The organism is Wolbachia endosymbiont (group A) of Acrocera orbiculus (assembly GCF_947250015.1).
GTDB lineage: Bacteria > Pseudomonadota > Alphaproteobacteria > Rickettsiales > Anaplasmataceae > Wolbachia > Wolbachia pipientis.
The window spans coordinates 66,605-83,347 of the sequence record NZ_OX366272.1 but is presented as its reverse complement, the minus strand read 5'-3'; the positions used below and the strand labels follow the sequence as shown (position 1 = coordinate 83,347).

Sequence of the window (16,743 nt, the reverse complement as noted above, 5' to 3'; positions counted from 1 at the left end):
ATAACCTATATCATACGTTTAAAAATGTTTTGTTTATCTATAAATGTGTGTTTTAAGGCGCCAAGTATATGTAAGATTATAAAGAGTACCATAAAATATGCAAGCATCGAATGTAGCTCGTTAGCCGTGTTAGCTAGATCTTTGTTTTGATTAATCAACAAAGGGATATGAAAAAAATATTTGATCTGTTTGCCAGAAGCAGAAGACATGACATAGCCAGATAGTGGCATTAGCACCATCAAAGAATATAAACCAAAGTGTACTGCTTTACTTATATTGATTACAAACCGAGAAAAATTTGCTGGAAGTGGTGGAACATAAGTAAAGACGCGAAAAAATATGCGTACTATGATTAATCCAAGAATAGTGATACCGCAAGCCTTATGAATAGCGTATATGTTGAACTTAATTTCATTGCTAAGTGGCAGGCTTTTCATATAAAGTCCAGAACAAAGCATACCGATAATAAAAATAGCCATCAACCAATGGATAACCCTTAAACCTAGGCTATATTTATCGTCTTCCATTTTGATTACCCTAAAGTAGCATTTATATAATAGAAAAACTATTTTTCAATCAAAATCATTAAAGCAATTTAGATTTACCGACAATGTAGCTATACAAATTCGACCCAGCCGGAAGTCAAGGGCACCTAAATCAAGAAACGGATTAAACGAAAAACTTACTTGACAAACTCCGCCAGCCTCCTTATCATGAAACTGAAGCTATTTATTTATCTTCGCAATCTGTGCAGGTTAATGACAAAAAACTTAGGGTATTTGGCGTCTCATGTTTAATTTTTCGCACTACGTGCATCGCATGTCTTTAAAAATTTTTAGGTTTTTACCTATATAAGCCGAAACGCGCTTACAAAGCGTTTAAGACAGCAAAAAACGTCAAATTGACAAGGGAGAATTTGAATGCTAGCTACTACGGGGTTTCTTTGCCTTTTTTCCTGCTTAGTAAATTTCTTAAACACTTGCGGTGTAGGTTAGTTGCAAGTTAAAAGCAGCTAAATCGCTCTTAATCAAGCGTTTTAGAATAAAAAAAACGCCGATATTTTAGTACATAGTGAATAGCCAACCACCACGGGGCTTCTTTTGCCTTTTTTTTCGTTTGGTAAATTTCTTAATATTTATAGCTAACATGAAGCTAAGTACGAACTTTGTTAAACACAACAAATGGTGTCATTTCAGTGCTCCTGTGATGTCATTCCAGCGCGTGACGCTGGAATCCAGGAATTTTATTAAGTTGGTGAGCATAAAAATAGCTGTTTTACGTTAAAATACAATGTTTTGATGATTATGGAAAGGCTGGATTCCAGTGTCAAGCACTGGAATGACACCATAGGGACACTGCCATCATAAAGGAACCAGTGTCAGCTACTTAAATGACATCATAGGGGTGCTGGGATGACACCCTGACAATCGTCATCCCGCTACTTGTTAGCTGCTAAGAGATACCGCGGCGATATATTCGTCATCCCGCTACGTGTTAGCGGGATCTCTTGTTAGCGCCGCAGCGGTATGACGGTTCGCAGCGGCATGACGATAAGGTTCCAGTGTCAAGCGTTTGGCATGCAAATTTCCTTAAACGTTCGTAAGCTTAAAACTTTACTTTAGATCAAACTGCTGTATAGTAACTTTATAGCTTCAATTTTGTAATGAACATACCTAGTATAGAAAATTGTGATCTTCACAATAAAGCCGTCTTACTCAGAGTTGACTTCAATGTTCCTATAAAAGATGGAGAAATTCGTGATGTCACTCGTATTTTGAGAGCATTGCCTACTATTCAGTATTTAGTGAATGCGAGTGCAAAGATTATTATTATATCACATTTTGGACGCCCAAAGGCCAGAGACAATAATCTGTCGCTAAAAAATGTAATTGACACTTTATCGCAGTTACTAAATAAAAAAGTGAAATTCATTGACGATTGCGTTGGTGAAAAAGTACAAAGAGCAGTAAGTGTTATGGATGCAGGAGATATAATATTACTAGAGAATCTAAGATTTTATAAAGAGGAAGAGCAAAGTGACTCAAATTTTGCCAAACAACTAGCATCTCTAGCGGATATATATGTAAATGATGCATTTTCTTGCTCTCACAGAGCTCACGCTTCTATTTCACGCATTACAGAATTTTTACCTTCTTATGCGGGATTTTGCTTGCAAGATGAGCTAAAGTATCTTGAAAAAGCTGTATCATTTAAAGCTAAACCTATTACTGCGATAGTTGGGGGAGCTAAAATATCAACTAAAATAAAAGTGCTTATGAAGCTAACAGAAAAGGTTGATTACCTAGTTCTAGGTGGTGCAATAGCCAATAATTTTTTGTCATTTAGCAAAGTAAATATAGGGAAATCTTTCTTTCAAAATGGTGTTGACGACCTTCTACATAATATTGTTGAAACAGCAAATAAAAACAATTGCAAAATAGTTGTGCCAGAAGACGTTCTGGTTGCAGTAAACTCTGATTACAGCACTAGTATTTCAAGAAGAACTGAGTCCATTTTGGACGGTGATATAATTTTGGATATCGGACCACAAACTTTGAGTACAATAAGCAGTATAATAGCAAGCAGTAAGACTCTGCTGTGGAATGGACCTATTGGTGTTTTTGAACATTCAGCTTTTGCAAGTGGTACAATAGGGGTAATGAAAATCGTAAGTGACTTAACGCACAAAGGAAAGTTAACCAGCATAATAGGGGGAGGCGATAGTCTATCTGCAATAAGCGCTGCAGGCCTTACCGATAAGGATTTTACATATGTTTCCACTGGTGGAGGAGCATTTTTAGATTGGTTAAGTGGCGATGAAATGCCGGGAGTTGCTGCTCTGCAAAAACGATTAGATTAAAACTTTTTTAAATTATTTCTTATAGGCTAGCTTTTTTGTGAACGTGATTATGTCGAAGACAGTTAAACTAATTTTGTGTTTAATAATACCAATAATAGGATTTATTTTTTATATTAAGGATCATTATTTTCACACCGGCTATGTAGAAGAAAATGTTGAAGTCAATTTTGAACCATTTTTCAGTTCACAACCAGCCACCGTTTCAGAATTAACTGACTTCGATAGAGGAGTGTTGAAAGTTTGTGGAGATTGGGGAGCACATCCAGATAAAGAAGATTTCAAAATTTTACTTAGTTGTCCGCAGCATCAAGAAGTAGTGAAAGGAATATATAAGTGATTACGCCAGATGCGGATTTGGAGTTACTTAAAGATGAACTGGCTAACATTTGGTTTACAAATAGTGAAAGTGAAAAAGAAACTATAGGGTTTGGACATATTTTTTGTGGTGAGCCAAACGATAAACTAGGTGGTATGCATTTTGTAGGTAGATATGTTGAAGCTCAAGAAGATAAATGGGCAGGTGCAATTTGGAATGATAAGTCCCTATGCAATAAATCAGATATTAAGCCGCCAGTTTATACATTTGGAATGAAATATTTAGGTAAGGATGGGGAAGTGAAAGTTAAATGCCCAAATGGATACGCATATAACCTTCATGCCGATAATTTCTGCAACTAAGGCGTTTAAGGAATTAGGAAAAGATGGAATGTGTCTATATGAAATGGAAGATGACGATTATCAATCAGTGTTTGTAAGAAAGAATGATGCTATACTCACGTTCTATCCTGACTTAACACCAAAATGTGATGATAAGAGTACTTATTGTAGTTGCGGTAAATCTTAATTTCAAAACCAATAGGGTGAACAAATGATAAAAATGCTATAGGGTGTAGCAAATCCAAATGAGTTAAAATTTTGATTAAAGGGTTTTGTGAATAATAATGAAGAAGGGCATTATTCGTCTAATAAAAGCAATTCAATACTCTTGTGAAGGAATAAAATCAGCTTTTATATCAGAAATTGCGTTCAGACAGGAGTTACTGCTTTTTATAGTATGTGTCTCAATTTTGTTTGTTTTGGATGTAAGTAATCTAGAACGTGCAGTAATGATAAGCAGTCTATTCCTGGTGTTAATTGTGGAAATTGTTAACACTGCTTTTGAAACGACAATTGAGCGTATTTCCAGTGAACAACACATACTTTCAAAAAAGGTGAAAGATCTAGGCAGTGCAGCAGTTTTTCTTTCATTAATTAACTTCCTGATAACATGGATGATAATATTGACAGGTTAATACGAATGTTATTAAGATATGTTGTCAAACTCACCAATTAAAGTTTTTATATCTTGCGGTAAATCAGAGACAAATTCCATGTATTCCTTACTTTTTGGGTGATATAAGCCCAGTGTATAAGCATGTAGTGCTTGTCTATTGAAATTACGAATAAAACTAGAGTTTTTAGCATATTTTGCACTTTTACTACTATTTTTTCCATAAACTTGGTCACCAACTATGGAATGCCCTATGTGGCTCATGTGGACTCGAATTTGGTGTGTTCTGCCTGTCTCTAAAGTGCATTTAACCAGGCTTACTTGTCCTATAACTTTTTGCACTAAATAGTGAGTGATTGCTAATTTGCCTGTGATTTTTGTTACACACATCATTTCTTTATTACCGCGTTTGGGAGCAATGTTAGTTTTTATCGTGCCTTGCTGAGAAGATAATGTTCCCCAAACTACTGCTAAGTATTCCCGCTTTATTTTGCGATTCGATAACAATTCAGACAAAAAACTATGGGCTGCTTCATTTTTTGCAATTACCATTAGCCCACTAGTATCTTTATCGAGTCTATGAACAATTCCTGGTCTTACATTAAGGTGAGCGATAACTGCGTTCAAAAGCGTATCATTGTTTGTCCCAGCACCTGGGTGCACTGTTAATCCACTTTGTTTACTCAGAACTATAATGTCCTCATCTTCATAGACGATATCAAGTTTTATGTCATAATTAGGCTCAATTGATGTGGATATGTCAGGTTGAACGAGATGTACTATATACTCTTCACCTGGTTTTACTATGTGATCATTATTAATTATCGGTATGCCAAGTAATTTCACCTGCCCATTTTGTATCAATCTTTGAGCTTTACTGCGTGATATGTTGCATTTTTCAGCTATATAGGTGTCTAACCTTAATTTCTCTTTATCATTATTAACACTTAAGGTTATTATTGAGTGATCTATAGTGATTTACCCCGCGCCATTTCCCATGCTGCTTGAACATTTGGGTCTGTAAACATTGTTGCACTAGACTCAATTTGCAGATCACCTTGTTTTTTAATATGGCAAATTGTTTGAGAGCCATCTTTCCAGTAGATTGTAACTTTATTATCAAAATCTCGTAATGTTGCCTCAACCTTTTTTTCTTTATTATCTTTTTCTTCCAGCTTAATAGATTCTAATAAATAATATAGAAAGTCACTTGGTTTGCCGTTGATTTTTTCTTTCCATTCATCTGTTTTTTCTTGTTCAGATTTTTTTTGCTCTAACTTTTCCTTCTTTTGCTGCAGCTTATTTTGTTCTGCTTCCAGCTCTAACTTTCTAACTGTGTCACGTAGTTCTTTGACTTTATTTTCTAATACTAATAATTTATTAGTATTATTTCCATTGTTAGCTTCTAAATCAGGCGTACTTGGTTGAGCTTGCTTCTTTTTTATTTCTTCTAATTCATTCCTTACTACGTTTAATTGCTCCTTCAATTCCGTTTTTTCCTCTTTTAACTTTTTTAGCATGCTAAGGAACTCGTTATTATTAGACTGCGTAGTTGATTGAAGCCAGCCTACAAAGGGGCTTGGTTCAAATCGTTCAATCTTATCTTCAGCAATTTTAATAGCATTCTCTAACCTAGAAAAAGTACCTTCAATATCTAGTGAATGTGCTTTTTTTGTCAATTCTTTAGTGTTGTTTAAAACTTCTGAAATTTCTGCATGTAGCCAATCTAAATCTTTTTTGATGTCTTCTCTGATTTTTTTTAGGTGATCAAGCGTTTCTTTAATGTTAATATTTGCAGGCTTTAAAAGACTATTATCAAGTAAATCGCAAGCTTTTTTAAGGTTACTGTCAAATGAGTTGCAAAGCGGACTAAGTAGTTTTTTCATTAGAGATATTAGTTCATTTTCCCTTTTACCAAGCTTATTTTCTACTACTGATACAACCATGCCCTTTCCAGACCAGTATGGAAATAGAAGACCTAAAGAACTGTGTTTTCTAATAGTATGATTTTCATGATCCACGCTATTACTTATTAGATTGCTAAGTGTTGATATGATGCATAAAAGAATAGCGACTAATAAAGCTATTAATATTATTGGAGCATTAATGGATTGTGATATTGCTGAAACTACTATAATAGTACCAAATACATATGATCCAGTAAACAAGAGAATCCTATTTCTATTTTCTGCTTCTATATCTTCTAGTATTTCTCTCTGCGTCTTAGAATTTGGTAAAACTATTGAAAGCTTTTTCCTCTTACGATCTAAATTTGTTACAATTTCAATTTTTTCGGCTTCTTGAACAATCTGGCTGTACTGTTCATCAACTTGATAGTTTCCTATTTTTTTATCTATTTCATTCTCTTTTATTTTTTGTGTATTTATAAAGTTTATAACAGCAGTAAATAAGAGAACTATAAGAGGAATAAAGGCAAGAGGTGCTGGCGTGAACGCAAACCCAGCAATACTTACTGTAACAGGCTGAATAGAAAAGGCAGTAAATGCTATAAGAGTAGCAATGGTACTTGCTATCGATATAGTACCAGAATACTTTCTTATAGAGCTCAAAATTCTACTGGTCTGGTCAGAAAGTTTTCTAAATCCTAAAAAATCAAAATAGTCTTTGAAAGGATCTTGAGTGTCTGTAACCATAACATTTTTCTAGTTTAAACTTATTTAGGTATACATTAACCAAACCTTAAAATCAAGTTTCTTAATTTTTCAACATGTGCCAAGGCCTATTGGAGCGCACTGTATTAATCTTTACGTAACGATTTGTTAACCAAACAGAATGTGTGCCATACGTTTCTAGATCAGCATGTTTAATAATTTTAGCGTTGCAAGCTGAATAGTCGAATTCACTTAATTGAATTGTTAAATCAACTTTATCACAATTTTCTGAAATATCTTCTTTTTTATAAGCTAGCAGCACTAATTTATTATTTCCTTTATTATATATGCAGCCATAATCGTTACACTTTAGCCTTTTATCTGAGTTATTGTATTTTTTATGATTCAAAATTTGGTTCTGCCCATTTTGCTTCGCCCATGTTTTGACAACAAAGTTCCTATTTTTCCTGGTGAGAGAATATAGTAAGTTATCACTTTATACAATATTGCAATCAAAATTAGTGTGGGTAAAAGCAAAAGAAAAATAGATATGCAGCTTGGTTCAAAACTTAGGGAAAAATAGGTTAGAATTCCTACACACTGAAAAACAGGAAACCACAGTATCAAGTTATATTGTTCATTGCGCAGATTGTTACGTAATATATAGCTCTTTCGATAAAAGTCCGGATGTGATAGGATAAGGATAGATGATGATAAGGAGGTTGAATGCCAGCAGCATATAGTTATGATTTAAGAAAAAAAGCAATGGAAGCGCTAGACGAAGGAGAAAGCAGAGAAACAGTGGCAGCAAGATTTAAGATTGGACGAACTACTTTATGGGAGTGGCAGCAAAGAAGAAAAGAAACAGGAGACTTTCAATCAAAAAAACTTGGAAATGGGGGTTACAATCACAAAATTACCGACTGGGATACCTTTGCCAAATTTGCCAGAGAACACGGAGGAAAGACTCTATCGGAAATGGCTAAACTTTGGAACAACGTTAGTATCCAAACGATCTATCGAGCCCTTAAAAAAATTGGATTTACGCGCAAAAAAAGACATATGGATACAAGGAAAGAAACGAAGAAAAACGTGCTGAATTTTTGAAAATTATAGCGACAAAAGAACCTAAAAACTTAGTGTATATAGATGAGTCTGGCATTGATAACACCGAAGACTACCCCTACGGATATTGCCAGAAAGGACAGCGGTTTTATGCCTTAAAATCTGGAAAGAAAACTCAACGAATCAGTATGGTTGCAGCCTTAAGTGGAAGAAAGATAGTTGTTCCGTTAACCTTTGAAGGCCACTGTAATATGGATGTTTTTAATGGATGGTTTGAGCAATTTTTGACACCGATCTTGGAACCTGGACAGACTGTCATTCTTGACAATGCTACTTTTCATAAGTCTGATAAGATTATCGAGCTTGCTAAAGGGGTTGGTGCAGAAATTTTGTATCTGCCGCCTTATTCTCCAGATTTCAACAAAATTGAGCATCATTGGTTTGCTATAAAAAACAGAGCCAGGAAAAACATTCCTCTATTCGAATCCTTTCTTCGTGCTGTTGATTCTGCCTTCCTATGACCTGTTTGGACTATTATGAGAAATGCTATAACTAACTATTATGTCAAGAAAAGTTAATAAGTGTGTCGATATTTGCATGTGGTGAAATTTTATTTTTCTTTTTTCATTATTTGTATATATAATAACTAAATAAGCAACGACGCGGGATGGAGCAGCTCGGTAGCTCGTCAGGCTCATAACCTGAAGGTCGTAGGTTCAAATCCTACTCCCGCAACCATTTTTAAGGATATAGTTGTTCCACTTTCCAATCGCTTCCCTCAACAAGAGTGTATCTAAATCTAATATGCTTCCTATATTCACCTTCTTGCCAAAATTCAATTACTTTTGGGATTACGCAAAATCCCACCCAAAAATCAGGACGAGAAACTTGTGTATTGTGAAATTCTTTTTCCTTCAATTTTATAGCTTGCTCAAAATCTTGCCAATCTTTCAGAATGCTCGATTGTTTTGAGCACCATGCGCTAATTTGACTACCCAGCGCTCGAGAAGAGAAGTATTTGTCAGTTCTTTCATCGTTTAGAAGTTTAACCTCTCCTTCAATTCTTACCTGCCTAGCAAATTCTATCCAATGAAACACTAATGCAGCTTTGGGGTTCTCAGTCAATTCTTTCCCTTTTTTACTGTTTACGTTAGTGAAAAACACAAAACCTTCTTTGCTATATTCCTTTAGTAATACCACTCTTGCAGATGGAATACAGTCTTTGCTACAAGTTGCTAGCGTCATTGCAGTTGGTTGTTCACACGGAGAATTAAGTACTGCTTTGTACCACTTTGAAAACAAATCAAATGGATCTTTTTCAAGTGAAAATATCATATCAAAAAATAAAATCTTAATTCTGGCACGCGTTGCAAAAATAAGTGCTACGGCCATTTTGTCGTATAAGTGTTATGATATTATTGCAAATCTTGCAAGGTTTTTGAACTTTACCATATACGTAAAAGTTATTTTGAAAGTATCCAGCAGATCCAGATGGCTGTGCATAATCTTTCAGTGTTGAACCACCTGCAGCAATTGCATCACTCAGAGTATTTTTTATTTCAGCAGCAAGTTTTTCGCACTCTCTATAGGTCAAGTTTTTTGCTGACCTGAGTGGTGATATACGGGCTCTAAACAAGCTCTCAGAAGCATATATGTTGCCTACGCCAACTATTGATTTATTGTCCATTAACGCTGATTTGATATTCACTTTTTTGTTTTTCAGCAACTCCTGTAAATAGTCTCCACTGAATTCATCCGTGAGGGGCTCTATTCCAAAATCGCTAAAAAAATCCGTTTCTTGTTCTTTATTTAAAACGATAACTAATCCAAATCTTCTTGGGTCATTAAAAATTATTGAAGTATTGTCAGAAAATAAAAATACCACGTGATCATGCTTATTCCGCATTTGATCGTGGTCAGCATATATAAGCTTTCCGCTCATGCCAAGATGTATGATTACAGCCACACTACCATCTGTATTCCAGATGGTATACTTACCTCTACGCTTGATGTTGCGTATGACTTTGCCCTTTAGCATATCATCAATATTTTTTGTTATTGGGGCACGTAAATTCCAATTATTCACTATAACATTACTGATTTGCTTGTTTTTAATTTTATCAAGCAAAAAATTAGAGATTACTTCCACTTCCGGTAGTTCTGGCATGATACCTCCTTCAAAACTTAAGTTTCTGATGGTAATTTTGTCGTTCTCAAATACATTCGAGTATTCTGCGGTGCTTTCTCCTAAAAATTCCTCACCACAAACGAGTTTTGAAAGGGTTCTCTGTCTACTCTGTTGCTGCTTTTTTCTTTTCAAAATATTTTGCTTTAAAGCTTTTGCCAATCTTTTTCTCTCTTCTTCTTTTTCCTTATTCTTTTTTGTGTTATTCATTATCATAATATATAAACTTGCCGTTGTAGCTCAGGTGGTAGAGTACGTCATTGGTAATGACGAGGTCCCAAGTTCGAGTCTTGGTAACGGCACACTGATTATACTTATAATATTGCATAACTTGTAAGCAAGGCTTAGAAGAAAGTTACAGAGGTAAGTTGTCATGCTTTTTCCATATCCTTTCTACCTTCTTGTTTTTGAGTAGCTCTAATGCTTTACAAAAGTGATACCTTGTTTTACTTGGCACTATAATGTCATCAATGTATCCATATGATGCAGCAAAAAATGGGTTAGCAAATTTTTCTTTATATTCTTTAATTAACGTTTGCTGATCTTTTTCGTGTCGAAATATAATCTCAACTGCACTTTCAGGGCCCATCACAGCTATTTCAGCAGTTGGCCAGGCATAATTTATATCACCTTTTAGATGTTTCGAATTCATAACAATGTATGCACCACCATACGCTTTTCTAGTGATAAGGCTAATTTTCGGCACGGTCGCTTCAGCGTAAGCGTAAAGCAGTTTCGCTCCGTGTTGTATTATATTATTGTATTCTTGATTTGTACCCGGCAAAAATCCTGGAACATCAATAAGTGTGATGATCGGAATGTTAAATGCGTCACAAAACCTTACAAACCTCGCAGCTTTTCTTGAAGAATCAATATCCAAACATCCTGCAAGGTGCATAGGTTGATTTGCAACAATACCGACAGTATTTCCTCCAATTCTACCAAAACCAGTTATGATATTACGAGCAAAATCAGGTTTCAGTTCAAAGAAATTCCTTTCATCACAAACTTTTTCAATGAGTTCATACATATCATAAGGAGTATTAGGATTGGTAGGAATTAGAGTGTTTAAGGATTCATCAATGTCGTCAACATCATTACAGATTGGTGCAGATTTTGGTGATTCTTGATTATTTGCTGGTAAGAAAGTAAAGAATTCACGCATTTTTAGCAGCATTTCAACATCATTATTGAATGCAAAATCCGCTACTCCTGTTTTGCTTGTATGAATTTTTGCTCCACCGAGGTCTTCGAAACTTACATCTTCGTAGGTAACCTTTTTTACTACATCTGGCCCGGTTATAAACATATATGAACTGTTTTTCACCATGAAAGTAAAGTCAGTTAATGCTGGGGAATAAACTGCACCTCCTGCACATGGGCCCATAATTAAAGAAATTTGTGGTATAACACCCGATGCATTTACGCTTCTTTGAAAAATTTCTCCATAACCAGCAAGAGAATTTACTCCTTCCTGAATTCTGGCTCCACCAGAATCATTTAGTCCGATAATTGGAACTCTGGCATTAATTGCCATATCCATAATTTTGCATATTTTTTTTGCATGTGACGCACCAAGTGAACCACCAAAGACAGTAAAATCCTGAGAATAAACAAAAACTTTTCTGCCATAAATAGTACCATGACCAATCACTACCCCATCACCTAAAAAATTAGCATTTTGCATGCCAAAATCATTTGCATGATGTTTTACGAATTTATCGTATTCTGCAAAAGAACTTTCATCGAGCAATATACTGAGCCTTTCTCTAGCAGTTAATTTCCCTTTTTCATGTTGTTTGGTAATCCTGTCAGAACCGCCTCCTTTTTCAGCTTCTAGTGCTTTGGTTTTTAGATTTTCTAGTATTTTAAAGTCTTGCATACAATAAAGTAGTTTTCAAATTAGTTGTAGACTTTATTAAGTTTACAAACCCTACTAACTATACACATACACTATTGCTATATGCAACAATGTATGTATGATAATTGTTAATGCTCTGGTGATTCATGGTCACTACTTTGAAAATGTTGCGATTTGTCAACACTTTTCATATTAGAAAGAGGTGGACTAACTGCACTGCTTTTCGTTTGTGCAAAACTTTTAGCAGCTTCAACAACCTTGCTTATACGAGGTTCTTTTTCTAGCTCTTTTAGGTACTTTGAGAAGATTTCACAACTTTTGTCATCCATATGTACCATTATTTTACCAAAACTTTCAGCTTTTTCAGAAGATAAAATCATTTCGATCTTTTCATCGCCTACCCTAAAGGTCATTTTTACTTTGCCTTGCATATCATGATATTGCCAGCTTTTTATTCAGATTAGATTATCTCCTTCTCCTATTCGCAATGCACCATATTCTAAGTCCTTAAATTCCGGGGAGTTCATAAATTTTGCAGGAGTGATCACACTTTTTTCTGGACACTGTACATAATAAAATTTATTATCTCTTTCTACTACAATTCCTTTTTTTTGTCATTTTCAATACTATCACTTACAATTTGTTTTAGACGTGACAAATATTCGCCGCGTTCTTTCAGTATATCTTCTGGCAATAATCTCCGAACTTCTTGGCTCACATCAGTGCCTGTTGAAACTAGATTAAACATTTCTAACATAAGAGGCCGTAGTTTTTCTTTTCCAGTCTCAGTAACATTTTTATCTTGCTCCATGAGGTGGTATAAGATCAGTATCGAATAATCTATTATAGCATTTCTCATAATAGTCCAAACAGGTCATAGGAAGGCAGAATCAACAGCACGAAGAAAGGATTCGAATAGAGGAATGTTTTTCCTGGCTCTGTTTTTTATAGCAAACCAATGATGCTCAATTTTGTTGAAATCTGGAGAATAAGGCGGCAGATACAAAATTTCTGCACCAACCCCTTTAGCAAGCTCGATAATCTTATCAGACTTATGAAAAGTAGCATTGTCAAGAATGACAGTCTGTCCAGGTTCCAAGATCGGTGTCAAAAATTGCTCAAACCATCCATTAAAAACATCCATATTACAGTGGCCTTCAAAGGTTAACGGAACAACTATCTTTCTTCCACTTAAGGCTGCAACCATACTGATTCGTTGAGTTTTCTTTCCAGATTTTAAGGCATAAAACCGCTGTCCTTTCTGGCAATATCCGTAGGGGTAGTCTTCGGTGTTATCAATGCCAGACTCATCTATATACACTAAGTTTTTAGGTTCTTTTGTCGCTATAATTTTCAAAAATTCAGCACGTTTTTCTTCGTTTCTTTCCTTGTATCCATATGTCTTTTTTTGCGCGTAAATCCAATTTTTTTAAGGGCTCGATAGATCGTTTGGATACTAACGTTGTTCCAAAGTTTAGCCATTTCCGATAGAGTCTTTCCTCCGTGTTCTCTGGCAAATTTGGCAAAGGTATCCCAGTCGGTAATTTTGTGATTGTAACCCCCATTTCCAAGTTTTTTTGATTGAAAGTCTCCTGTTTCTTTTCTTCTTTGCTGCCACTCCCATAAAGTAGTTCGTCCAATCTTAAATCTTGCTGCCACTGTTTCTCTGCTTTCTCCTTCGTCTAGCGCTTCCATTGCTTTTTTTCTTAAATCATAACTATATGCTGCTGGCATTCAACCTCCTTATCATCATCTATCCTTATCCTATCACATCCGGACTTTTATCGAAAGAGCTATATTTGATTCAACTTCTTCACTAGAATATAATTTTATATTTTTATTCATAATAGTTACCTCCTATAAAAAAACTACTTATCTTTATAAATCACTACTATACAAATAACAGTGAGTCATTATTAATGTCTACTATTGTAAAGTCTGGAGCCTGTCCAATGTCTGGCATATCGTCCTTGATTTGCTTGAGCATCTCAATCATTTCCTTGTTCTGTTTACTCTGCTCTTCAAGTTTCTCTTTTAATGCATCAATAATAGCTTTAGACTGATCCTTACTGCCGAGATCACCAATCACAGCTGTCACTTTCTCATAAGGCAGTTTGTGAATGATATCTTTAAGCTCTTCTGCACCCACGTTATCCAAAAGTTCCTTAAACTGCTCATTAGACATATTGCGAGCAAAAGCTTGAAGTTTCTCTGGGTTGTTAGCTAAAGACTTAATGATAATCTGGATCCTATTAGAATCAGTTAAATCCTGAGCAATTATGCCAAGTTTATCATGATCAAGCTTATTAACTAAGTCTTCCAGTTGTTCTTTTCGCAGACTATTTACTAAAGCTTTTAACTGGTCACCTTCTAATTCTTTGGAAAGTATCGTCAAGTGGTGCTCAGCCAAGTCTTTTGCAAGCACTGTAAATTGCTCGTCATTTAAAATTTTAATAAGTGCTTTGAACTGATCCACTTTTAAGTGAGATAAGATTTCTTTTACTTGCCCTGGATTTAAGTCTCTAACTAGAGTTTCAAGCTGAGCATCATTTAAAATAGGAACAATTATTTGTAATTTTTCTGGATTTAGTTCCTGAGCAAGGGTTTGTAATTGGTGATTGGTTAGATGATCTACTAAAGCTCGTAGTTGGTTATCTGTTAAGTTCTCTGCTAAAGCTTGCAAATGGTTTGAGCTCAGTTCAGGAATGATTTTTTGTAGCTGTCCATCCGTTAAATTCTGTGCAAGAACCTGCAGTTGATTTGAATTCAGTTCAGGAATTATTTTTTGCAGTTGCTCGTTACTAAGAGTATTGGCAAGGGTCTTTAGTTGGTCGTCTGTTAGGTCCTGAATAAAGACTTTGGTAAACGCGCTTGATAGCTCCTCTGGTATATTAGATGATATTATATCTTTTATTGTTTGTTCCTTGCTCTGTAATTTAATATATTGGAGTGCCTTATTGTCAGGTGTATCAATAATATTTCCTTGATCATCTGAGAAATAATATTTATTAGTACCTGACTCTTCCCATGTTACATATTGATATTTCACTGGTTGTATCCCAAGAAAGTGCCGATATATACTATGAGAAGATTCTGATACTTTGTAGTCAACTGATATCTTCATTAATTTGTCATTGAGATATGCAAAGGAATGCGAGTTATTCACATAATCGAGATCAGCATTTCTAAATGGCACGACCGGAAATTTACACTTTGTGATTAGATCTCCTTCTTTATCACAACGGTAAGATGTTTTCTCCAAATCTTTTCCATTTTCCTTTATACATACAACAGGTTTAAACGGACCATCATTCCAGGCATCGCAAAATTTTATAGGTAAGTCTAGTGCTATATTGTCTTTATCATCAAGTGGTATAAACCCAATTTTAATAAGTTTATCAAAAATTAACCCCCCGCTATCTGCAGAATCTTGAAATATCTTCAATCCAGTCTCGTTAAGCACCTTTTTTCCAGGCACCATCTTAAAAACATGTTTTTTTCCACTCATAGGTGTTACATACTGTAATTGCTATTGAATGATGGAGAGACATACTCCATTATTTTAGCACGAAGTAACAAATTCAATAGAATTAGTTCTTCAAAAGTAATTTAAACTTTTACAGTAGGAGTAGTCTCATGAAATATTATAGCGGGTTAGATATCTCATTAAAAGAAACTTTTATAAGTATTGTTGATGAGAAAGGAAAAATTGTTAAAGAAGAAGTTGTTACAAGTGAAAGCAGTGTGATAGCTAAGTTTCTGCTTAGTCAAAGCAAAGAATACGAATCCATAGGGATAGAAAGTGGACAACTGTCAATATCAATGTGCAAAGGGTTGAGGGGCTTTGGATTGCCAGTAATTTGTGTAGATGCAAGGCATATGGCAGCAGCATTATCTGCAAGGATCAATAAGAACGATAAAAATGACGCAAGGGGTATAGCTCAAATGATGAGAGCTGGATTATATAAAGAAGTATTAGTAAAATCAGATGAGTCTTGTCAAATTAAAATAGCACTTGGAAGCAGAAGACAGTTAAAACGCAGCAGAGAGCAAATTGCTGGGACAATAAGAGGGTTATTAAAAATACATGGGATAAAAGTTAGTCAAAGTTCTAGTTCTGTAAGCTTCTCTTTAAAAGTGCAAGAAATAATCAACAACCTAGATGAGATTAGCAAAAACTCAATTGAATTATTGGTAAATAGCTTAGAAGCAATAGAAGAATCAATGAGAAAGCTTAACAAAATAATTTTAGAGCAAGGCAAAAAAGATGAGGATTGTAAATTATTAACTACTGTTCCAGGAGTTGGTATTATAGTAGCAATGACATACAAAGCTGCAATAGATAATCCATATAGGTTTGAAACATCTTATGCAGTTGGAGCCTATTTAGGGTTAAGCCCAAGACAGTATGCTTCTGGTGAGATTGATAGGCATGGAAGTATATCAAAATGGGACCAGTAGAATGTAGGAATATGTTGTACGAAGCTGCGCAAGTCTTACTGACAATATGTAAAAGGACATTTAAATTGAGAAGCTGGGGGTTAAAGCTTCTAAAAAAGAAGGGTACGAAGAAAGCAATTATTGCTGTAGCACGAAAGTTGTCTGTAATTATGCATAGAATGTTGGTAAGCAAAACAGAGTTTTGTTGTAAATAAATGCAAGAAAGTATATAATTTTATGTGGAGTAAAGATAGCAATGCCGATGGAAGGGATAAGCAAGATTTTTGGTTGAAGCATAGACTTCGTGTGTTACATTTTGCCGTCCGCTTCCGCCTAACAAGTATAGTGCGGCTTGGCTAAAATTAAACTAGCCATATCAGACCGCGGAGAGAACCATGGAAGCAAGCTGTTTTAACTTATGTAAAATCATTAAGATTATGGAGGGAAAGA

At 35.1% G+C, this 16,743-nt stretch carries 14 protein-coding genes, 2 tRNA genes and 2 pseudogenes; 7 read left to right on the top strand and 11 right to left on the bottom strand.

Translation table 11 applies throughout. From position 1 onward, the window contains the following. Nucleotides 1–5: 5 nt before the first annotated feature. The gene (locus tag OOL03_RS00440; protein ID WP_065094760.1) at nucleotides 6–527 is read right to left on the bottom strand and encodes a cytochrome b; all 522 of its coding nucleotides are present in this window, start codon (nucleotides 525–527) and stop codon (nucleotides 6–8) included. Between the two features lie 1,136 nt (nucleotides 528–1,663). On the opposite strand from OOL03_RS00440, the gene OOL03_RS00435 reads away from it, so the two are divergent. The 3 genes and pseudogenes from OOL03_RS00435 to OOL03_RS00415 all read left to right on the top strand — a co-directional run bounded on the left by OOL03_RS00435 (nucleotide 1,664) and on the right by OOL03_RS00415 (nucleotide 4,152). Continuing rightward, the gene (locus tag OOL03_RS00435; RefSeq protein ID WP_264707391.1) at nucleotides 1,664–2,860 is read left to right on the top strand and encodes a phosphoglycerate kinase; all 1,197 of its coding nucleotides are present in this window, start codon (nucleotides 1,664–1,666) and stop codon (nucleotides 2,858–2,860) included. A gap of 49 nt (nucleotides 2,861–2,909) precedes the next feature. Beyond that, nucleotides 2,910–3,704: pseudogene (locus tag OOL03_RS07100) on the top strand (EndoU domain-containing protein). Between the two features lie 97 nt (nucleotides 3,705–3,801). Continuing rightward, complete coding sequence (locus OOL03_RS00415; protein WP_151807638.1) at nucleotides 3,802–4,152, top strand: diacylglycerol kinase; 351 nt, start codon at nucleotides 3,802–3,804, stop codon at nucleotides 4,150–4,152. 11 nt (nucleotides 4,153–4,163) lie between these two features. Here the strand turns inward: OOL03_RS00415 and OOL03_RS00410 are convergent, their stop codons facing one another. The 3 genes and pseudogenes from OOL03_RS00410 to OOL03_RS00400 all read right to left on the bottom strand — a co-directional run. Then, the gene (locus tag OOL03_RS00410; protein WP_264707654.1) at nucleotides 4,164–5,108 is read right to left on the bottom strand and encodes an RluA family pseudouridine synthase; all 945 of its coding nucleotides are present in this window, start codon (nucleotides 5,106–5,108) and stop codon (nucleotides 4,164–4,166) included. Further along, entirely contained in the window at nucleotides 5,099–6,784 is a 1,686-nt protein-coding gene (locus tag OOL03_RS00405; protein ID WP_264707390.1) for a hypothetical protein, read from the bottom strand. The genes OOL03_RS00410 and OOL03_RS00405 overlap by 10 nt, the downstream gene beginning before the upstream one ends. Before the next feature lie 61 nt (nucleotides 6,785–6,845). After that, nucleotides 6,846–7,238 (bottom strand): annotated as a pseudogene (locus OOL03_RS00400) (ComEC/Rec2 family competence protein); the annotation flags it as partial. A gap of 230 nt (nucleotides 7,239–7,468) precedes the next feature. On the opposite strand from OOL03_RS00400, the gene OOL03_RS00395 reads away from it, so the two are divergent. After that, nucleotides 7,469–8,328, top strand: a protein-coding gene (locus tag OOL03_RS00395; protein ID WP_264707034.1) for an IS630 family transposase whose coding sequence is annotated in 2 segments (ribosomal slippage) — nucleotides 7,469–7,793 and nucleotides 7,793–8,328 — 861 coding nt in all. Because the reading frame shifts where the segments join, the coding sequence is not laid out codon by codon here. A 140-nt stretch (nucleotides 8,329–8,468) separates the two neighbouring features. Continuing rightward, a tRNA-Met gene (locus tag OOL03_RS00390) sits at nucleotides 8,469–8,545 on the top strand. Nucleotides 8,546–8,548: 3 nt separating this feature from the next. Here the strand turns inward: OOL03_RS00390 and pdxH are convergent. Both pdxH and mutM read right to left on the bottom strand, forming a co-directional pair. Continuing rightward, nucleotides 8,549–9,142 (bottom strand): pyridoxamine 5'-phosphate oxidase, encoded by a 594-nt coding sequence (pdxH, locus tag OOL03_RS00385; protein WP_022626142.1) that lies wholly within the window; start codon nucleotides 9,140–9,142, stop codon nucleotides 8,549–8,551. A 16-nt stretch (nucleotides 9,143–9,158) separates the two neighbouring features. Next, complete coding sequence (gene mutM / locus OOL03_RS00380) at nucleotides 9,159–9,974, bottom strand: bifunctional DNA-formamidopyrimidine glycosylase/DNA-(apurinic or apyrimidinic site) lyase (protein ID WP_010963068.1); 816 nt, start codon at nucleotides 9,972–9,974, stop codon at nucleotides 9,159–9,161. A 247-nt stretch (nucleotides 9,975–10,221) separates the two neighbouring features. On the opposite strand from mutM, the gene OOL03_RS00375 reads away from it, so the two are divergent. Continuing rightward, nucleotides 10,222–10,294, top strand: a tRNA-Thr gene (locus OOL03_RS00375). A gap of 53 nt (nucleotides 10,295–10,347) precedes the next feature. Here the strand turns inward: OOL03_RS00375 and OOL03_RS00370 are convergent. From OOL03_RS00370 to OOL03_RS00350, 5 genes are all read right to left on the bottom strand, one after another. Further along, nucleotides 10,348–11,874, bottom strand: coding sequence for an acyl-CoA carboxylase subunit beta (locus OOL03_RS00370; protein WP_264707389.1), 1,527 nt, complete (start codon nucleotides 11,872–11,874; stop codon nucleotides 10,348–10,350). Nucleotides 11,875–11,981: 107 nt separating this feature from the next. Then, nucleotides 11,982–12,266: a hypothetical protein gene (locus tag OOL03_RS00365; protein ID WP_259349213.1), complete on the bottom strand. Its 285-nt coding sequence runs from the start codon at nucleotides 12,264–12,266 to the stop codon at nucleotides 11,982–11,984. 182 nt (nucleotides 12,267–12,448) lie between these two features. Beyond that, nucleotides 12,449–12,712, bottom strand: a complete 264-nt coding sequence (locus OOL03_RS00360) for a hypothetical protein (RefSeq protein WP_264707388.1) — start codon at nucleotides 12,710–12,712, stop codon at nucleotides 12,449–12,451. Nucleotides 12,713–12,727: 15 nt separating this feature from the next. After that, nucleotides 12,728–13,587 (bottom strand): IS630 family transposase gene (locus OOL03_RS00355; protein WP_264707034.1). Its coding sequence is split into 2 segments (ribosomal slippage): nucleotides 12,728–13,263 and nucleotides 13,263–13,587, totalling 861 coding nucleotides; the frame shifts between segments, so codons are not numbered across the junction. A 157-nt stretch (nucleotides 13,588–13,744) separates the two neighbouring features. Next, nucleotides 13,745–15,361, bottom strand: coding sequence for a magnesium transporter MgtE N-terminal domain-containing protein (locus OOL03_RS00350; RefSeq protein ID WP_264707387.1), 1,617 nt, complete (start codon nucleotides 15,359–15,361; stop codon nucleotides 13,745–13,747). 128 nt (nucleotides 15,362–15,489) lie between these two features. Between OOL03_RS00350 and OOL03_RS00345 the strand changes: the two genes are divergently transcribed. Then, nucleotides 15,490–16,314, top strand: a complete 825-nt coding sequence (locus tag OOL03_RS00345) for an IS110 family RNA-guided transposase (RefSeq protein WP_264707142.1) — start codon at nucleotides 15,490–15,492, stop codon at nucleotides 16,312–16,314. Nucleotides 16,315–16,743: the final 429 nt, after the last annotated feature.

Coding starts and splice junctions, on each gene's coding strand:
- OOL03_RS00360 (WP_264707388.1), bottom strand. CDS start 12,712: ATGAGAAATGCTATAATAGATTATTCGATACTGATCTTATACCACCTC.
- pdxH (WP_022626142.1), bottom strand. CDS start 9,142: ATGATATTTTCACTTGAAAAAGATCCATTTGATTTGTTTTCAAAGTGG.
- OOL03_RS00350 (WP_264707387.1), bottom strand. CDS start 15,361: ATGAGTGGAAAAAAACATGTTTTTAAGATGGTGCCTGGAAAAAAGGTG.
- OOL03_RS00345 (WP_264707142.1), top strand. CDS start 15,490: ATGAAATATTATAGCGGGTTAGATATCTCATTAAAAGAAACTTTTATA.
- OOL03_RS00370 (WP_264707389.1), bottom strand. CDS start 11,874: ATGCAAGACTTTAAAATACTAGAAAATCTAAAAACCAAAGCACTAGAA.
- OOL03_RS00365 (WP_259349213.1), bottom strand. CDS start 12,266: ATGACCTTTAGGGTAGGCGATGAAAAGATCGAAATGATTTTATCTTCT.
- OOL03_RS00405 (WP_264707390.1), bottom strand. CDS start 6,784: ATGGTTACAGACACTCAAGATCCTTTCAAAGACTATTTTGATTTTTTA.
- OOL03_RS00415 (WP_151807638.1), top strand. CDS start 3,802: ATGAAGAAGGGCATTATTCGTCTAATAAAAGCAATTCAATACTCTTGT.
- OOL03_RS00440 (WP_065094760.1), bottom strand. CDS start 527: ATGGAAGACGATAAATATAGCCTAGGTTTAAGGGTTATCCATTGGTTG.
- OOL03_RS00435 (WP_264707391.1), top strand. CDS start 1,664: ATGAACATACCTAGTATAGAAAATTGTGATCTTCACAATAAAGCCGTC.
- mutM (WP_010963068.1), bottom strand. CDS start 9,974: ATGCCAGAACTACCGGAAGTGGAAGTAATCTCTAATTTTTTGCTTGAT.